Genomic DNA, 17,543 nt, shown 5'->3' with positions numbered 1-17,543 from the left:
AACAAAACAGGACGTAGATCACACTTTTCTCTTTAGATGAAGCGCACTATATTGTCATTAATTTGAATGAAAGGAAGTATCAATGAAATATTCTATTGGCGATCTGGTTTATCAAGGGGAAACAGCAGGAGTACATAACTGGAATACGATATCAGGCACCTCTTTTTACTGGCACCCTGATTGGCTTCATATCGCAGAGGAGGCCAATGGCGTCACCCCAACGGCTCAGATCACAGTATCAAACAATCAGATAACCCAAACCGATGCAGAGCAAACTATCATTAATCACTTAAATACTAAGTCCTAGACTTTGCTCTCTTAGATATCCCGTTTGAAGCATCTAATAGCCTGAAGAGCTTGCTCTTCGGGCCATTCTATCGATCATTCCTGGGGCTACTAACTTTACAAACCGCCCTAACTTTCCTCTAAGTGAGGTGATCATCATTCTATTTCGGCCTGAAATCACAGGTAACATCATCCGAGCACACTCCTCAGCCGACATCACTCTTGACTCCTGAATTGGGGTTTGTCCTAAGGGCTCACCATCGGCATCCAAAGCACGCTTATGAGCCTGAGTTGTGACAAAGTCCGGACATAGTGTCGTCACGGCAACATTATGCTCAGCAAGTTCAATACGCAAAGACTCAAAAAAACCCATAACAGCGTGCTTTGATGCAGCATACCCCGCTCTGGCAGGTACGCCTGTCAGTCCGGCTAATGAGGCCACGACCACCACTTGTCCTTGAGTTAATTTCAGTTGTGGGAGTGCTGCGTGTGTTAAGTAGGCGGGACCTAGATAATTAACCTGCATTATCCGTTCTAACACACTTAAATCCGATAGCTCATCGAACTTGGACCACATAGTCATACCGGCATTATTGATTAAAATATCTAAGCAACCAAAGTGCTCTACCGTGGCATCAATTAACTCTTGGCACTGTGACTGACTGGTGACATCTGTGGCAAACACCAGGGGAGGCTCCCCCTGACTCTCTATCTCGTGTGCTAAAGAGAGCAGTCTAGACTCGTTCCTAGCACTCAATACCAATTTACAGCCCAGAGGTGCCATGGAGAGGGCTAATGCACGGCCAATTCCTTCTGAGGCCCCAGTGATAATAATGACTTTTCCATTTAATCCATCCATATTCATTCCTTGAATAATATCACTTACTATCTATTCATATAAAATCACATACTTACATCATTATGGCAAACTTTATGCGCTCAAAAGTTGAACTTCAGATACAAGTTTAGCTTGTTCAACTTGAATCGTCCGACTTTGCACATAATTATTTAAAGGTTTTGGCCTGCCTATTGCGTACCCTTGAGCATAGTTAATACCAATTTTCTCTAATTTATCAATAATATCTTGGTTTTCGACAAACTCAGCCACAGTTTCTATTCCCATGGCACAACATACATCATGAATCGATTTTACAATGGCAAAATATTTAGCATTGTTAGCTAAATTTTTGACAAAACAACCATCGATTTTGACGTAATCAACGGGCAACTCTTTCAGATAACCATAAGATGCAAAGCCACTACCAAAATCATCTAGGGCAAATGAAAAACCAAGTTTGCGTAGGTGATTAATCATATCCATAGCGCGATTACGATTTTGAATAGCACTGGTTTCTGTTATCTCAAAACAGATACACTGGCTCGGGATCTCAAAACGCTCATACTGCTTAGCGATATACTCAACCATCCCCTCCGCTCCTAAGCTGTTACCAGAAAGGTTGATGGAAATGCAGTGATCATCCCAAATATCTTCATGCAAAGATAACCAGAGAAATGTTTTGCGAATAACCTCTTTATCAACTTCATTCATCAACTTAAAGCGTTCAGCAGCTTCAATAAATTGTGCAGGGGCAAGTATCCGACCACAGGGTTCCTGCACACGCAGTAATATCTCCATTCTCTGACGATTGACTCCCTCTCCCATCCCTTTGATCTCTTGGTAATAAAGAAGAAGTTCATTGTGCTCAATCGCCTGTCCGATCCTCACTGCCCACATGGGTGCATTACGTTGGTAAACAGACTCCTTATCTTTATCATCATAAAAATGGATCTGATTACTCCCTTTACGTTTCGCGGCTAAACAAGCAATATCAGCATCTTTCACCAGCTCTTTTGATGCGATATAGGGTGCACGGGCAATTGCGATGCCGACACTGACCCCAACGCGGTAATGACAAGCATGATGATGTAGAACTTGGAGTGAGACTCTGGAGATCACACGTTTCACTATTTGAGCAACTTCAACTGCACTTTGATTTCGTATTGCCAAACCAAATTCATCGCCGCCTAAACGCGCAAGTAGATCCTCTTTATTCAGGCAAGACTGTATCGCTTTAGCCACCATGGCCAACATCTGATCGCCAGCGCTATGACCACAAGAATCATTGATTAACTTAAATTGCTCAAGATCAAAATAACAGATGGCTAGAGAGTGTGCGTTCTCACTAAAGTGAGTCAATCTCTCCTCAAAAGCCCTTCGATTAAGCAGAGATGTTATTGGGTCAAAGTTAGCTCTGACTCTTAGCTGCCGCTTTAATTTCTCCTCTTGGGTTATGTCTCTAAGCACAATCACAGAGCCTACCACCTCTTGTTGGTGGTTTAGTAAGCTGCTAACGCTACGCTCCATAACCTTAGCATTACCAGTCCTAAACATATGCTTATTCAGTATAGTTTGCTGGACCTGACTCCCCATAACATTCAACAAAGCACTCTTAATTGTTTTGTCCGCTTTTAAAAGTGTATCTATCTTGGCACCAATTGCCTTAGCCTCTTTAATCTCAAGCATTCGCTCTGCTTGTGGATTCAAATAAACAACTTTAGCGTGTGTATCGGTTAAAATTACCGCCTCAGCAATTGACTCCAAGGTTATCTTAGCTCGCTCTTTCTGCTGAAAAATACGTGCTAATAATGTATTTACCCTATCTGCCATTACAATCAATTCGGAGCAACCAGAGCCTTGTATCGGCGTATAGGCCTTAGCTTTAGGATCAATATCCGCTAGTTGAGACATCAAGCGATGGAAAGGCCGAATAAGACCAAGCTTTAACCAGATATAACCAATGATGAGTATCAACAGCCCAAGACCAACAATACCAAAAGTCACAAGATCGTATTTAAGCCAAACCTTGTTATACATCTCCGTGGAAAACTGAACCTCAAGGTGGGAATCTTGTCGGGGCAGTAAGCTCGCGACATCGAGATCAACAATATACTTTGCGCCATCGATTATATAATGATCATCAGCAGGACCCGGCGCGAAATAGATCTTATGAACAAAGTCATTTGCTCCATAGCTAGACAGCAGCTCCTCTGTCAGCTTTCTTACAATCAAAACTGACTTATGATCAGTGATGGGCACCTGACTAACCATAAAGCCACTATTATCTTCGATATATACGCCACTTTTTCGCTTGGTATGACTCAATAGCTCCTTGGGTAACTTATCAAATTCAAAGGAGAGGATATCATCATAAAGTGGTGAGAAAGGCTCCAACTCTCCTCGATTAAGATAAAATAGACTAAGGCTGTCCGAGATTGTACTGTTACGCCAAGCTTCATCTAATGAAACTCTGGACATGGGGCTAAGATCTGCAATAGGAACCGCATAAACATCGGCCATTAGCGTCAATTGTTTAATATCACTGTTCAATTGTGTCTTAATAGCCACTAACTCAGCGTTAACGGCATTCATTCTTAATCTATCGACTCTATGCTCAAACCACATGCTTAAACAGTAAGAAACGGCAATAACTGCCGGAAGACAGAAGCCAACAACAAAGACGATGAGTTTCTTGCCAATATGCATTTTGTCTCACAGGGATCATTCATGGAAAATTAACAGCGGCTCCACTCAAAACAGACTAAAGCCATAACTTCGCCGTGCAAAATACCCCATTTGGGAACAGGATAACACCCGCTATAATTTGCCCGTTGCTAAAGTAAGCGATAGGGTGCATCCTTCTAAACTACTTAGCTTTGATTTAGCACACAAAACCCTCTGTAAAATTAATATTTACCTCATTTTGAGATCTGACTAACCTATCCCCACTCGGCCGTGAAACTTTTGTGACACTTTTAAAACTAAGTTGTGAAAAACACGCGATACTGCAGTGATCTCATTTAGTAATACTCGACATATACACCAATATGGAGAGAGATAATGAACCTAAATAAAGTAAGTAAGATTTTAATACTCAATGGGCTAATGCTAGCTGCACCGTCAATGGCTGCAGAGTTAGAGATAAGCATCACAAACCTTACTCAAGGCAACCACTTTACCCCCATCCTAATCACTGCTCACGATAACACCAGCCATCAATTTCAAGCTGGTGAGATGGCAAGCCCTGCATTACAGAAAATGGCAGAAGGCGGTGATATAGCAGATCTTATGGCTGCAGCAACAGGCAACAACGAATTAACGGTAGGCAATCCAGCTGAAGGGCTTCTAGCTCCAGGCGGAAAAGTTAACGAGATTATGCTAGATACTCAATCTATGACACACCTATCCATAGTCGCCATGGTACTGCCCACGAATGATGCTTTTATTGGGCTTGATGCTTGGGAAATACCTACCACTCCCGGCACCTATACTATCAACGTTAATGCTTATGATGCGGGCACAGAAGCCAATGATGAGATAGTCAATGGCGGAGGAATGCCTGGTGCACCCGGTATCCCTGCTGCGCCTGGGATGGATGCAGGAATGAATGGAACCGGTGTCAGTGACACAAGTGCAAACGACAAGGTACATATTCATGCAGGTGTATTAGGTGATATGGATGAAGCTGGTGGTATAAGTGACCTTGATAGCCGTATTCACAGATGGTTAAACCCAGTAGCAAGAGTCGTTGTTGAAGTTAAATAGGTGGTATCAGATGAATACATTCAAAACTCTACCACGAAATAAACTCCTTCTCGTGGCTGCAATATCTTCAAGCCTGTTCCTCAGTGCCTGTTCCGATAGTGATAATACGCCAGAGGTCACCCCTCCAGCACCACCGGCGCCTGTGGTTAATCAAGTTTATAGCGTAACGGTGACAAACTTAACGGCCAACCAGCCAATGTCTCCCATTACTCTTATTGCACACGGTGACATATCAGCTTGGCAGGTTGGCTCCCCTGCAAGTCTGGCGCTAGAGACAATAGCAGAGTCAGGTGATGGTTCACTTTTCTCATCGATGGATGACGTAGATAGCGTCACCGTCGGAGCAGGTATCTTGCCTCCAGGCATGTCTGAGAGTATAGAGCTTAGCCTCGCCCCTGATGATGTTGATTCTTTATCCATACTCACCATGTTGGTCAATACCAATGATGCTTTTGCAGGTCTCAATGACTTTTCATTAGGTGAGCTAGCAGTTGATCAAACCATAAGATTTAGGTCAATCGCTTACGATGCAGGTACCGAATCCAATTCTGAAGCAAAAGGGACTCTTCCAGGACCTGCTGATGGTGGAGAGGGGTTTAATGCTATGCGTGACGATGTTGACAGGGTGCACGCTCATCCAGGGGTGATAAGTCAAGACGATGGGCTAACAGACTCAGTTCTCTCTGCATCCCATCGATTCGACAATCCAGTCCTCAGCATCATGATAAACCGAACTCAATAATCAAGGGTGTTTATCAATCGATGAAATAAAAAGCACTCGAGGTGGGTCTACTGTTTAAGGATCCGCTTCGAGGCACTTAAGATGAATGGAACACGTACAGCGAATAATCAATATACTCACAAAATTTTACTCGTTGAAGATGAGCCGGATCTTGCGAATTTAGTCAAACTCAACCTCAACACTCTCAATTTTGATGTTATTCACTGCACTACCCTAAAGCAGGCAAACCAAAACCTAGAGCTTAAGAGTTTTGATCTTATCTTAATCGATCGAACCCTTCCTGATGGAGATGGACTTATGCTGTGCCAACAACTTCGTCATGCTGGAAAAGAGACACCTTGCATGATGTTGACAGCCAAAGACTCTGAAGCAGATATCGTGCTGGGGCTTGAATCTGGAGCTGATGACTACCTGACAAAACCATTTAGTGTGCTTGAGCTTAGGGCCAGGGTAAAAGCCCTGCTTAGACGAGGCCATCAAACTGAACATGAAGAGCAACAGTTGGACTTCAATGGTATTACTATCAACTGTGACACGCGAGAAGTTATCGCCTTCGACACACAACTTGAGTTAACCGCCAGAGAGTTTGACCTCCTCCTGTTTATGGCTAAGCACCCTAAGCAGGTATTTAGTCGATTGCAGCTATTAGAAGCCGTTTGGGGTTACTCCTACTCAGGCTATGAACATACAGTAAATAGCCATATAAACCGCCTACGTGCCAAGCTATCCCATTGCACTCCCGCTGCTGAGCTTGTTAAAACAGTATGGGGAGTAGGCTATAAATTCTCACCACCAGAAACACGGTCACATTAATGAATAGTCTCTTTAGTCGGCTACTACTCTCCGCAAGTTTAGTTGTCTTCATTTTGATCTTAGCACTTTGGCAATGGTTTCAGTTTAACCAAGAGTTCAGCAGAGATCAGGTACAGCAATCCTTGCATCGCGATCTGGCGCTGCATATGTCCCATATCAACCCACTTCTATCACAAGGGATCACCTCTGATGCAGCCTTAAAGGAGGCCTTTCATGACTTTATGCTATTAGGCCCAAGTTTTGAGATATACACACTCGATACCTTAGGCAATGTGGTGGCCTATGATGCTAAAGCGGAAAAAATAAAACGCTTAAGAGTCGATACTCACGCGTTGAAAAATTTTATAGATGGAGATGAGTTACCAATTAAGGGTATGGACCCCCGCTCTACAAACAGTAAAAAGATATTTTCAGCTGCCTACCTGCAAAGTCCCGATGGCAAAAAGACTGGTTATCTCTATGTGATCATAGGTGGTGAAGATTTTGATATGTGGCAATCCTTAGTCAGCGAACATCAAGCCCCCAGATTTTGGGTTGGGGTTGCATTAGCTTCTATCCTTTTTGCCTTAATTCTCTTTGCTTTATTAGCAAGATACCTGACTAATCCATTTTCAAGATTAGAGCGCGATTTAGGCGTACTTGGTAGCCAAAAACTGAGTGACGGCCTATCGCTTCCAGATGAGTATCGAGGCAGTAGTGAAATTCAACAACTGAGTTTACATATTAACCATTTATTAGAAAAAATCAGTCAGCAGCATCAAGCAATAAACCAACAACAGCAAGCTCGGCATGACTTCATGCTACACCTGTCTCATGATCTAAAGACACCACTCACCTCCCTTCAAGGGTACATAGATACCTGGTTGCTGATGCCGGACAGTGAGCGTAGTAGTGATCTAATAGAGGTGGCAGCCAATTCAGGAAGACATTTACAACGGTTGTTAAGTCAAATGCTAGAGTTAGCAGCGTTAGAGAATGGGCAGATAACACCTGATTTTAAACCCGTAGAACTAACACACATACTCCATGAATTAGTGCTCATCTTTGCCCCTAGGGCAAAACAGCAAAATGTCATACTGGACTTTGAGCTTGACTCAGAGCTCACGGTGCTAACAGATCCACAACTATTAATGCGTGTATTGAGTAACCTTATCGACAACGCTATTCGTTATACACCCGCAGGTGGTAGCATCACCATCAAATCACGGCCACATCAATCCGAAGAGTTACTGCATGTCAATGAGAATCCAGTATGGCTTTGTGTATCAGATAATGGTTCTGGGATGCACAAACATGAGCTTCAAGCACTAAAACAATTAAAAGCAAAGCCCACTTTCAACCGCAGTGATGTACTCCCTCAACTGGGTGTAGGGTTGGCCATTGTCAGACAATTATTAGGCTTGCTAAAGTGTAATATTGATATCGAAAGTGTGCCCGGAGAGGGAAGTCAGTTCCACATAGAGCTACAACAGGTCAAATGATAACAGCGAAATGTTCTAAATCGGCGCAATAAAAAGCCCATCACACAGGATGGGCTCAATTATAACTAGTGGCTCAATTACTTATGGTATTTAGCTGACAGCTCATGTACCGAATTGATAAAGGCGCCAGCATGCTCAGGATCCACATGTTGGTGAATGCCATGGCCTAAGTTAAATACATGACCAGTACCTTCACCATAGCTAGATAGAATTTGATCTACCTCTTGGTGAATACGCTCAGGAGAAGCATACAGTACAGATGGGTCCATATTACCCTGTAGGGCAACTTTATGGCCAACACGACGACGTGCATCACCAATATCAACAGTCCAATCCAAACCAAGTGCATCACAGCCAGTTTCAGCCATTGATTCCAACCATAAACCGCCACCCTTAGTGAACAGAGTTACAGGAACTTGGCGGCCATCTGCATGACGTGTTAAGCCATCAACGATCTTCTGCATATAACGCAGAGAGAACTCACGGTATGCATGATGAGATAACGCACCACCCCATGAATCGAAAATCATCAGAGACTGTGCACCATTTGCTACTTGAGCATTCAGGTATAAGATCACTGAATCAGCAAGCTTGTCGAGAAGCATATGCAAAGTTGCTGGCTCTTCGTAAGCCATCTTCTTAATCTTTTCGAATGTCTTGCTTGAACCGCCTTCAACCATGTAAGTTGCCAGAGTCCAAGGTGAGCCAGAGAAGCCAATCAAAGGAACTTCACCTTTAAGCTCACGACGAATAGTGCTAACCGCACGCATCACGTAGCCAAGCTCATCTTCTGGATCTGGAATTGAAAGCTTTTTGATCGCATCGATCGTGTCGGTAGGACGTTGGAAACGAGGACCTTCACCGGTTTCGAAATACAGACCTAAACCCATAGCATCAGGTATTGTCAAAATATCTGAAAACAGAATAGCAGCATCAAGATCATATCGACGAAGTGGTTGAAGCGTAACTTCACAAGCTAAGTCCTGATTTTTACACAGTGACATAAAATCACCAGCTTCAGCGCGTGTCGCTTTGTACTCTGGAAGATAACGGCCAGCTTGACGCATCATCCAAACTGGAGTTCTGTCGACAGGTTGTTTTAGTAAGGCGCGTAAATAACGATCGTTTTTTAATTCTGCCATGTGGCTCTATTCCTAGACTTATTGATTTCCGCTGGGCGTAGTTTAGCATTTACGAGAGTAAAATAATCTCCTTGAGATCATTTATGTGACAAACACCACTACATATAAAAAATAACCAAGATGAACATGTTTAACTCAATTGAACGAAGAGTGAACAGAAATCTATCCTGATAAATATTAACGGTGAATGTTCTCAATATGAGAAAAAAAAGTTGCACACCTCACTGGCCTTTGGTATAAAAAGTCTGCGCTAGCAAGAACAATCAAGAAGCTCGTCGCATCGAGCCCGCAAAACCAATACTCGCCCAGCGATAACATTTATCGCTGGGCATTTTATTTTTAACCGATTCAATCCCCTACCTCACCACTATTTTCTTCTGAAAAAAACAACCTCTCCGTTCAATTTCTATTATCTCGCAAAATAGTCGAATAATGGTTGATTAATACCCTAGTTGTCACCTACATTAGAAGTCAGGGAAGAAATCAGAATCGGGAACTATCATGTTAAAACAATTGGAAAAAGCCGAACAAAGATGGGGTGGTGCAAACACCTTAATCGATCACTGGCTAAACAACCGTCGTAAACTACTGATAAATTACTGCAAAATAGCCGGAATTCCTCCCTATGATTCGACAGAGAAGTCGCTCCCTGCAATCACCTTAGTTAAAGAGTTTTGTGATCAGCTCATGGACTATGTTTCTGAAGGGCATTTCGAGGTTTACGATCAAGTCGTGACCGCATGCGAAAAGAACGGTGTCTCAAGCAAAGAGCTCGCTCAAAAGCTGGTTCCCCGTATCAGTGAAACCACAGATTCAGCGCTAGACTTCAATGACAAGTACACCGAGCTAGTCGATGATAAAGTATTGTTTCAACTAGATAAAGATCTTTCATCTTTAGGTCATGCGATGGAAACACGCTTCGAATTAGAAGACAAGTTATTAGAAGTCTTGCACACTAAGCATTCATAACACGCTCTTTTCAAAATGTGCAACTAGGTTAGTGAGCATCAGCTCTATTCTCTTCCCTAGAAGTAACCTAAAAAACAGATACAAAAAGGCCAGCTTAATAAGCTGGCCTTTTGACTGTTAACTCACTCTACAAAAGAGTTGTTAAACCGCAGACTGGAAGATAACTTCGCCAGCCTTCTCGGTATAAGATTCAATCTTATCGAAGTTCAGGTAACGATAGGTATCTGCAGCGGTAGCATCCAGCTCTTTCGCATAAGTCTGATACTCCTCTGCCGATGGCAGACGCCCTAACAGTGCAGCAACAGAAGCTAACTCAGCAGATGCCAAATACACATTTGCGCCAGTACCTAAACGGTTAGGGAAGTTACGTGTAGAAGTAGAAACTACTGTCGCACCTTCAGCAACACGCGCCTGGTTACCCATACAAAGTGAACAGCCAGGGATCTCGATACGAGCACCAACACGACCAAAGATAGCATAGTAACCCTCTTCAGTAAGCTGATCACGATCCATCTTAGTTGGCGGAGCAATCCATAAGCGTGTAGGCAAAGTGCTTGCAAACTTATCTAGCATCTTACCTGTAGCGCGGAAGTGACCAATATTAGTCATACAAGAACCAACGAACACTTCATCGATCTTAGTGTCTTTTACATCTGAAAGCAGTACAGCGTCATCAGGATCGTTTGGTGCACAAAGAATTGGTTCTTTAATGTCATTCAAATCAATCTCAATCACAGCAGCATACTCAGCATCTTCATCAGCTGACATCAACTCAGGGTTTGCTAGCCACTCCTGCATAGCAGTAATACGACGTTCGATAGTACGACGATCGCCATAACCTTCAGCAATCATCCACTTCAACATCACGATGTTAGAGTTAAGATATTCAATAATTGGCTCTTTGTCTAACTTAATACTACAACCTGCAGCACTACGCTCAGCAGAAGCATCAGATAGCTCAAATGCTTGCTCTACTTTCAAGCTCTCAAGCCCTTCAATCTCAAGAACACGACCAGAGAAGAAGTTAATTTTACCTTTCTTCTCAACGGTAAGTAGACCCATCTCAATCGCTTTGTGTGGAATAGCATGTACAAGATCACGCAGTGTGATACCAGGCTGCATCTCACCTTTAAAGCGAACTAACACTGACTCAGGCATATCCAATGGCATAACACCAGTCGCCGCAGCGAAAGCCACAAGACCGGAACCTGCTGGGAAAGATATACCGAGAGGGAAACGTGTATGAGAATCACCACCTGTACCAACGGTATCAGGAAGTAACATACGGTTTAACCAAGAGTGAATAACACCATCACCAGGACGTAAAGAAACGCCACCACGATTCATAATGAAATCAGGTAGTGTATGGTGAGTATTTACATCTACAGGCTTTGGATAAGCCGCAGTGTGACAGAACGACTGCATCGTCAAATCGGCACTGAAACCTAGACAAGCTAAATCTTTTAACTCATCACGCGTCATTGGACCCGTAGTATCTTGAGAGCCAACCGAAGTCATTTTAGGCTCACAATATTGACCAGGACGAATACCTGTTACACCACATGCTTTACCAACCATCTTCTGCGCAAGGGTATATCCCTTACCAGTGTCAGCAACATCTTGTGGGAGTACAAACACATCTGATGGCTCAAGCTTAAGTACTTCGCGGGCACGTGAAGTGAGTCCACGGCCAATAATCAACGGAATACGTCCACCGGCACGAACTTCATCCATCAACACATCTGTTTTCAATTTGAATTCAGAGATAACTTCATCGCTATCGTGACGCTTAACAACACCTTGGTACGGGTAGATATCAATCACATCGCCCATATCCATCTTGCTAACATCTAGTTCGATAGGGAGTGCGCCAGCATCTTCCATGGTATTGAAGAAGATAGGTGCAATTTTTCCACCTAAGCAGAAACCGCCACCACGCTTGTTAGGCACATTAGGAATATCATCACCCATAAACCAAAGCACAGAGTTAGTTGCAGACTTACGAGAAGATCCTGTACCAACAACATCACCCACATAGACTAATGGGAAACCTTTAGTTTTAAGCTGCTCAATCTCTTTAATCGGACCTATCACACCCGCTTCATCAGGAACGATACCATCACGAGCATTCTTTAGCATAGCTAACGCATGCAATGGAATATCTGGGCGAGACCAAGCATCTGGTGCTGGCGAAAGATCATCGGTATTAGTCTCACCAGTCACTTTGAATACAGTCAGCGAGATCTTCTCTTCAAGCTTAGGACGGTTTAGGAACCACTCAGCTTCAGCCCAAGAGTTAACAACCTGTTTAGCAAACTCATTACCCGCTTGCATCTTCTCAACCACATCGTGGAAAGAATCAAACATCAATAATGTTTTAGAGAGTGCTTCAACAGCAAGAGGCGCTTGTGCTTCAACATCCAGTTGAGCAATTAAAGGCTCAATATTGTAACCGCCTTGCATAGTGCCCAACAGTTCAACTGCGCGTGCAGAAGATAAGATTGATGATGTCACCTCACCTTTAGCGACTGCATCCAGGAAACCTGCTTTTACATAAGCAGCTTCATCTACTCCTGGTGGAATTCGGTTCTCAAGCAGGTCGAGGATAAATGCCTCTTCACCTGCTGGCGGGTTCTTAACTAATTCAACTAGCTCTGCCACTTGCTGGGCATCTAGTGGCTTAGGGACTACGCCCTCTGAAGCACGCTCTTCGACGTGTTTACGATATGCTTCTAGCACGGCAACATTCCTCTTTGTTTGGCGTTCTTACAACAAAACTGCACTGCTTTATAAATAAGCTAACAGTTCAGCAGGCTCGACCCTTATTTCTGGCCGCATTATACTACAAGTCTAGAAAAGTTTGAATCAGATCACACTCTTATAGAGAGCAAACAAGAGATAGATCCATAGCACAACTCACAATGCACTGTAATCTATTCCATTAAACTCATCAATGTAATTAGACCATAGTTTACGAGATTAACTATTCCTATTAATGACAACAACTTACATCTAATATCTATCTGGTTAAATTATAAAATCAGGGATATAAGTAAAGGTCTTCTTATCTAGAAAATACCAAGTTTATTATCCTCAAAGCCATTAGAAAGCTGTAATATTCACCTTAATTATACTGAACATACTGGAATACTATGGCATCACCACTAATTAAAGCTGTTATTTTCGACATGGATGGGGTGTTAATAGACTCTGAACCGGCTTGGCAATTAGCTGAATATCAAACAATGAGAAACCAGGGTTTAAAGATCAGCTACCAAGATACACTACAAACAACTGGCCTTAGAATCGATGAAGTCGTCAGTTACTGGTATCAGCGTTTTCCATGGAAGGACTATGACAACCCTAAAACTGCCACAGAGATAGTAAACAAGGTTGTTCAGCACATATTAGATGATGGTACGGCTATGCAAGGCGTATTCAAAGCTCTGGATTTTTGTGAGGCAAACGGGCTAAAAATAGGATTAGCCACCTCCTCATCACAAGCCATCATTCAAGCAGTTTTAAACAAACTGGAGATAGGACACTACTTTAGTTCAATTCAATCAGCAGAGCACCTAAATCGCGGAAAACCGCATCCAGAGGTCTACCTTAATTGCATTGATGACCTGGAACTGTCTTGCTCACAATGTGTTGCAATCGAAGACTCATTCAATGGACTTATTGCAGCTAGGGCTGCAAATATGCAAACCATTGCGATCCCAGCACCAGAGCAGAAAAATGATCAAAAATGGATCATCGCTCATAAGCAATTAGACTCGCTACTTGAGCTTCCTGAGTACTTACAAGATAAGTTTTAGATAAGCATGGATACAGTTTGAGACTAAGCTCAGCGGTGGGCGACCGCCATGGATGGCAGAAGTGTCGATTATGCAGGATGCAATTATCGACTGACATCGGGAGTAAGCATTGCACGTACGTGCTTAAGTGGAGCAGCCACCTGATATCAGCACTGGTAAATTCGAGACGTAAAGTTAATAATTTTACAAAGCCCCAAACGCAAAACAGCCACCTTAATAAGGTGGCTTCTCTACTTAAATAGGCGCCTGTCATGGTCAGCTTCGCGCTAACCCACATGGATGTGGGGAATGCTGAAAATGCATGGAGCTATTTTTAGCCATAAACACATCACTAGCGCGATATTCGCCCTACTCTCGACGTTCGCGCAGCGAACACATGGGGGCGGAAAAGTAGTGCTTTGAATGCGGCAGCATTTTGCTACTTTGTAGCGAGAAGCGACGTAGTCGCTGAACTGGAGGTCCCGCTCAGCGGTGGGTTGACATCGAGAATAGCTCCTTCGCGGAGCGTATATACGAAAAAAGCCCTAGCGTTTTCTGCTAGGGCTTTTTCGTGTATTAGGCGCCTGGAAATGACCTACTCTCACATGGGGAGACCCCACACTACCATCGGCGCGATTGCGTTTCACTTCTGAGTTCGAGATGGGATCAGGTGGGACCACAATGCTATTGTTTCCAGACTAATTTGGTAAATTTAGAAAGCTTTAAATAATTGTCTCAAACTTAAATCAAGTTCGTATTCTTTTGTGCTTATGAAGTAATCACACTAGCTACTCATAAAACCCATCTGGGTTGTATGGTTAAGCCTCACGAGTCATTAGTATCAGTTAGCTCAACGCCTCACAACGCTTACACACCTGACCTATCAACGTCCTAGTCTCGAACGGCTCTTTAGAGGGATTAAATCCCTAGGGATGACTCATCTTAGGACTCGCTTCCCGCTTAGATGCTTTCAGCGGTTATCGATTCCGAACGTAGCTACCGGGCAATGCTATTGGCATAACAACCCGAACACCAGCGGTTCGTCCACTCCGGTCCTCTCGTACTAGGAGCAGCTTCCTTCAATCATCCAACGCCCACGGCAGATAGGGACCGAACTGTCTCACGACGTTCTGAACCCAGCTCGCGTACCACTTTAAATGGCGAACAGCCATACCCTTGGGACCGACTTCAGCCCCAGGATGTGATGAGCCGACATCGAGGTGCCAAACACCGCCGTCGATATGAACTCTTGGGCGGTATCAGCCTGTTATCCCCGGCGTACCTTTTATCCGTTGAGCGATGGCCCTTCCATTCAGAACCACCGGATCACTATGACCTACTTTCGTACCTGCTCGACGTGTATGTCTCGCAGTTAAGCTGGCTTATGCCATTGCACTAACCGTACGATGTCCGACCGTACTTAGCCAACCTTCGTGCTCCTCCGTTACTCTTTGGGAGGAGACCGCCCCAGTCAAACTACCCACCAGGCACTGTCCTCAACCCCGATTCAGGGGCCAGAGTTAGAACATCAAAGCTACAAGGGTGGTATTTCAAGGTCGACTCCACAAGAACTAGCGTTCCTGCTTCAAAGTCTCCCACCTATCCTACACATGTAGGTTCAATGTTCAGTGCCAAGCTATAGTAAAGGTGCACGGGGTCTTTCCGTCTAGCCGCGGGTATACGGCATCTTCACCGCAATTTCAACTTCACTGAGTCTCGGCTGGAGACAGCGTGGCCATCATTACGCCATTCGTGCAGGTCGGAACTTACCCGACAAGGAATTTCGCTACCTTAGGACCGTTATAGTTACGGCCGCCGTTTACCGGGGCTTCGATCATGAGCTTCTCCGAAGATAACCCAATCAATTAACCTTCCGGCACCGGGCAGGCGTCATACCGTATACTTCCTCTTGCGAGTTTGCACAGTACTGTGTTTTTGATAAACAGTTGCAGCCACCTGGTATCTGCGACTCCCAACAGCTTAGAGAGCAAGTCTCATCACCGTCGGGAGCGTACCTTCTCCCGAAGTTACGGTACCATTTTGCCTAGTTCCTTCAGCCGAGTTCTCTCAAGCGCCTTGGTATTCTCTACCCAACCACCTGTGTCGGTTTGGGGTACGATTCCTGCTAACCTGAAGCTTAGAAGATTTTCCTGGAAGCATGGCATCAACTACTTCAGTCCCTTAGGACCTCGTCATCAACTCTCAGCCTAATGTTCACCCGGATTTGCCTAAGTGAACAGCCTACAGCCTTAAACGCGGACAACCAACGCCGCGCTAGCCTAGCCTTCTCCGTCTCTCCATCGCAGTTAGCAGAAGTACGGGAATATTAACCCGTTTCCCATCGACTACGCCTTTCGGCCTCGCCTTAGGGGTCGACTCACCCTGCCCTGATTAACATTGGACAGGAACCCTTGGTCTTTCGGCGAGGGAGTTTTTCACTCCCTTTATCGTTACTCATGTCAGCATTCGCACTTCTGATACCTCCAGTGTGGGTTACCCCTTCACCTTCAACGGCTTACAGAACGCTCCTCTACCGCTTGCACCCAAAGGTGCAAACCCGTAGCTTCGGTGTATTGCTTAGCCCCGTTAAATCTTCCGCGCAGGCCGACTCGACTAGTGAGCTATTACGCTTTCTTTAAATGATGGCTGCTTCTAAGCCAACATCCTAGCTGTCTAAGCCTTCCCACATCGTTTCCCACTTAGCAATAACTTTGGGACCTTAGCTGACGGTCTGGGTTGTTTCCCTTTTCACGACGGACGTTAGCACCCGCCGTGTGTCTCCCGAGTAGTACTCATTGGTATTCGGAGTTTGCAAAGGGTTGGTAAGTCGGGATGACCCCCTAGCCTTAACAGTGCTCTACCCCCAATGGTATTCGCTCGAGGCGCTACCTAAATAGCTTTCGAGGAGAACCAGATATCTCCCGGTTTGATTGGCCTTTCACCCCCATCCACAAGTCATCCGCTCATTTTTCAACATAAGTCGGTTCGGTCCTCCAATTGATGTTACTCAATCTTCAACCTGCCCATGGATAGATCACCGGGTTTCGGGTCTACACCTTGCAACTAAACGCGCAGTTAACACTCGGTTTCCCTACGGCTCCGCTATTCGCTTAACCTCGCTACAAAATGTAAGTCGCTGACCCATTATACAAAAGGTACGCAGTCACGGTCTCAAGAACCGCTCCCACTGCTTGTACGTATACGGTTTCAGGTTCTATTTCACTCCCCTCACAGGGGTTCTTTTCGCCTTTCCCTCACGGTACTGGTTCACTATCGGTCAGTCAGGAGTATTTAGCCTTGGAGGATGGTCCCCCCATGTTCAGACAAGATGTCACGTGTCCCGTCCTACTCGTTTTCACGTAAAGTTAGTTTTCATGTACGGGGCTATCACCCTGTGCCGCTGAGCTTTCCAACTCATTCCACTAACACCCTCTACGCTTAAGGGCTAATCCCCGTTCGCTCGCCGCTACTAGGGGAATCTCGGTTGATTTCTTTTCCTCCGGGTACTTAGATGTTTCAGTTCCCCGGGTTTGCCTCATTAACCTATGTATTCAGTTAATGATACTTACTTATGTAAGTGGGTTTCCCCATTCGGACATCGTTAGCTCAAATGCTTGTTACTAGCTCGCCAACGCTTTTCGCAAGTTACTACGTCCTTCATCGCCTCTGACTGCCAAGGCATCCACCGTATACGCTTAGTCACTTAACCAT

Annotated in this window: 11 protein-coding genes and 2 rRNA genes; 7 read left to right on the top strand and 6 right to left on the bottom strand. The window is 44.5% G+C overall.

Features of this window, described 5'->3' with window-relative positions; translation table 11 throughout:
* Positions 1-82: 82 nt before the first annotated feature.
* The gene (locus tag SWOO_RS01515; protein WP_012322944.1) at positions 83-307 is read left to right on the top strand and encodes a hypothetical protein; all 225 of its coding nucleotides are present in this window, start codon (positions 83-85) and stop codon (positions 305-307) included.
* A 33-nt stretch (positions 308-340) separates the two neighbouring features.
* Here SWOO_RS01515 and SWOO_RS01510 read toward each other — a convergent pair whose 3' ends face one another.
* Together SWOO_RS01510 and SWOO_RS01505 are read right to left on the bottom strand one after the other, a co-directional pair.
* A complete protein-coding gene (locus SWOO_RS01510) occupies positions 341-1,144 on the bottom strand; it encodes an SDR family oxidoreductase (protein ID WP_012322943.1) in 804 nt (267 codons plus the stop codon).
* Between the two features lie 72 nt (positions 1,145-1,216).
* On the bottom strand, positions 1,217-3,829 hold the full coding sequence (locus tag SWOO_RS01505; RefSeq protein ID WP_012322942.1) for a putative bifunctional diguanylate cyclase/phosphodiesterase: 2,613 nt from the start codon (positions 3,827-3,829) through the stop codon (positions 1,217-1,219).
* 354 nt (positions 3,830-4,183) lie between these two features.
* Here SWOO_RS01505 and SWOO_RS01500 point away from each other — a divergent pair, with 354 nt between their 5' ends.
* The 4 genes from SWOO_RS01500 (at position 4,184) to SWOO_RS01485 (ending at position 7,924) form a co-directional block, all read left to right on the top strand.
* A complete protein-coding gene (locus SWOO_RS01500) occupies positions 4,184-4,888 on the top strand; it encodes a spondin domain-containing protein (protein WP_012322941.1) in 705 nt (234 codons plus the stop codon).
* Positions 4,889-4,898: 10 nt separating this feature from the next.
* The gene (locus tag SWOO_RS01495; RefSeq protein ID WP_012322940.1) at positions 4,899-5,630 is read left to right on the top strand and encodes a spondin domain-containing protein; all 732 of its coding nucleotides are present in this window, start codon (positions 4,899-4,901) and stop codon (positions 5,628-5,630) included.
* An 81-nt stretch (positions 5,631-5,711) separates the two neighbouring features.
* Positions 5,712-6,443 carry a response regulator transcription factor gene (locus tag SWOO_RS01490; protein WP_012322939.1) on the top strand — a complete coding sequence of 244 codons (732 nt, stop codon included), beginning with the start codon at positions 5,712-5,714 and terminating at the stop codon, positions 6,441-6,443.
* Positions 6,443-7,924, top strand: coding sequence for a sensor histidine kinase (locus SWOO_RS01485; RefSeq protein WP_012322938.1), 1,482 nt, complete (start codon positions 6,443-6,445; stop codon positions 7,922-7,924). Before SWOO_RS01490 ends, SWOO_RS01485 begins: the two co-directional genes overlap by 1 nt.
* 77 nt (positions 7,925-8,001) lie before the next feature.
* Here the strand turns inward: SWOO_RS01485 and hemE are convergent, their stop codons facing one another.
* The gene (gene hemE / locus SWOO_RS01480; RefSeq protein WP_012322937.1) at positions 8,002-9,066 is read right to left on the bottom strand and encodes a uroporphyrinogen decarboxylase; all 1,065 of its coding nucleotides are present in this window, start codon (positions 9,064-9,066) and stop codon (positions 8,002-8,004) included.
* A 501-nt stretch (positions 9,067-9,567) separates the two neighbouring features.
* Between hemE and SWOO_RS01475 the strand changes: the two genes are divergently transcribed.
* Complete coding sequence (locus SWOO_RS01475) at positions 9,568-10,035, top strand: Rsd/AlgQ family anti-sigma factor (protein WP_012322936.1); 468 nt, start codon at positions 9,568-9,570, stop codon at positions 10,033-10,035.
* 141 nt (positions 10,036-10,176) lie between these two features.
* Here the strand turns inward: SWOO_RS01475 and acnB are convergent, their stop codons facing one another.
* Complete coding sequence (gene acnB / locus SWOO_RS01470) at positions 10,177-12,774, bottom strand: bifunctional aconitate hydratase 2/2-methylisocitrate dehydratase (RefSeq protein WP_012322935.1); 2,598 nt, start codon at positions 12,772-12,774, stop codon at positions 10,177-10,179.
* 413 nt (positions 12,775-13,187) lie between these two features.
* Here acnB and hxpB point away from each other — a divergent pair, with 413 nt between their 5' ends.
* Entirely contained in the window at positions 13,188-13,853 is a 666-nt protein-coding gene (gene hxpB / locus SWOO_RS01465; RefSeq protein WP_012322934.1) for a hexitol phosphatase HxpB, read from the top strand.
* A gap of 561 nt (positions 13,854-14,414) precedes the next feature.
* Here the strand turns inward: hxpB and rrf are convergent.
* Positions 14,415-14,530: ribosomal RNA gene (gene rrf, locus SWOO_RS01460) — 5S ribosomal RNA — on the bottom strand.
* Between the two features lie 116 nt (positions 14,531-14,646).
* Positions 14,647-17,541: ribosomal RNA gene (locus tag SWOO_RS01455) — 23S ribosomal RNA — on the bottom strand.
* Positions 17,542-17,543 lie beyond the last annotated feature (2 nt).

The organism is Shewanella woodyi ATCC 51908, from assembly GCF_000019525.1.
Lineage (GTDB): Bacteria > Pseudomonadota > Gammaproteobacteria > Enterobacterales > Shewanellaceae > Shewanella > Shewanella woodyi.
The sequence above is the reverse complement of the archived record's forward strand: the minus strand, read 5'-3'. Positions and strand labels throughout refer to the sequence as shown.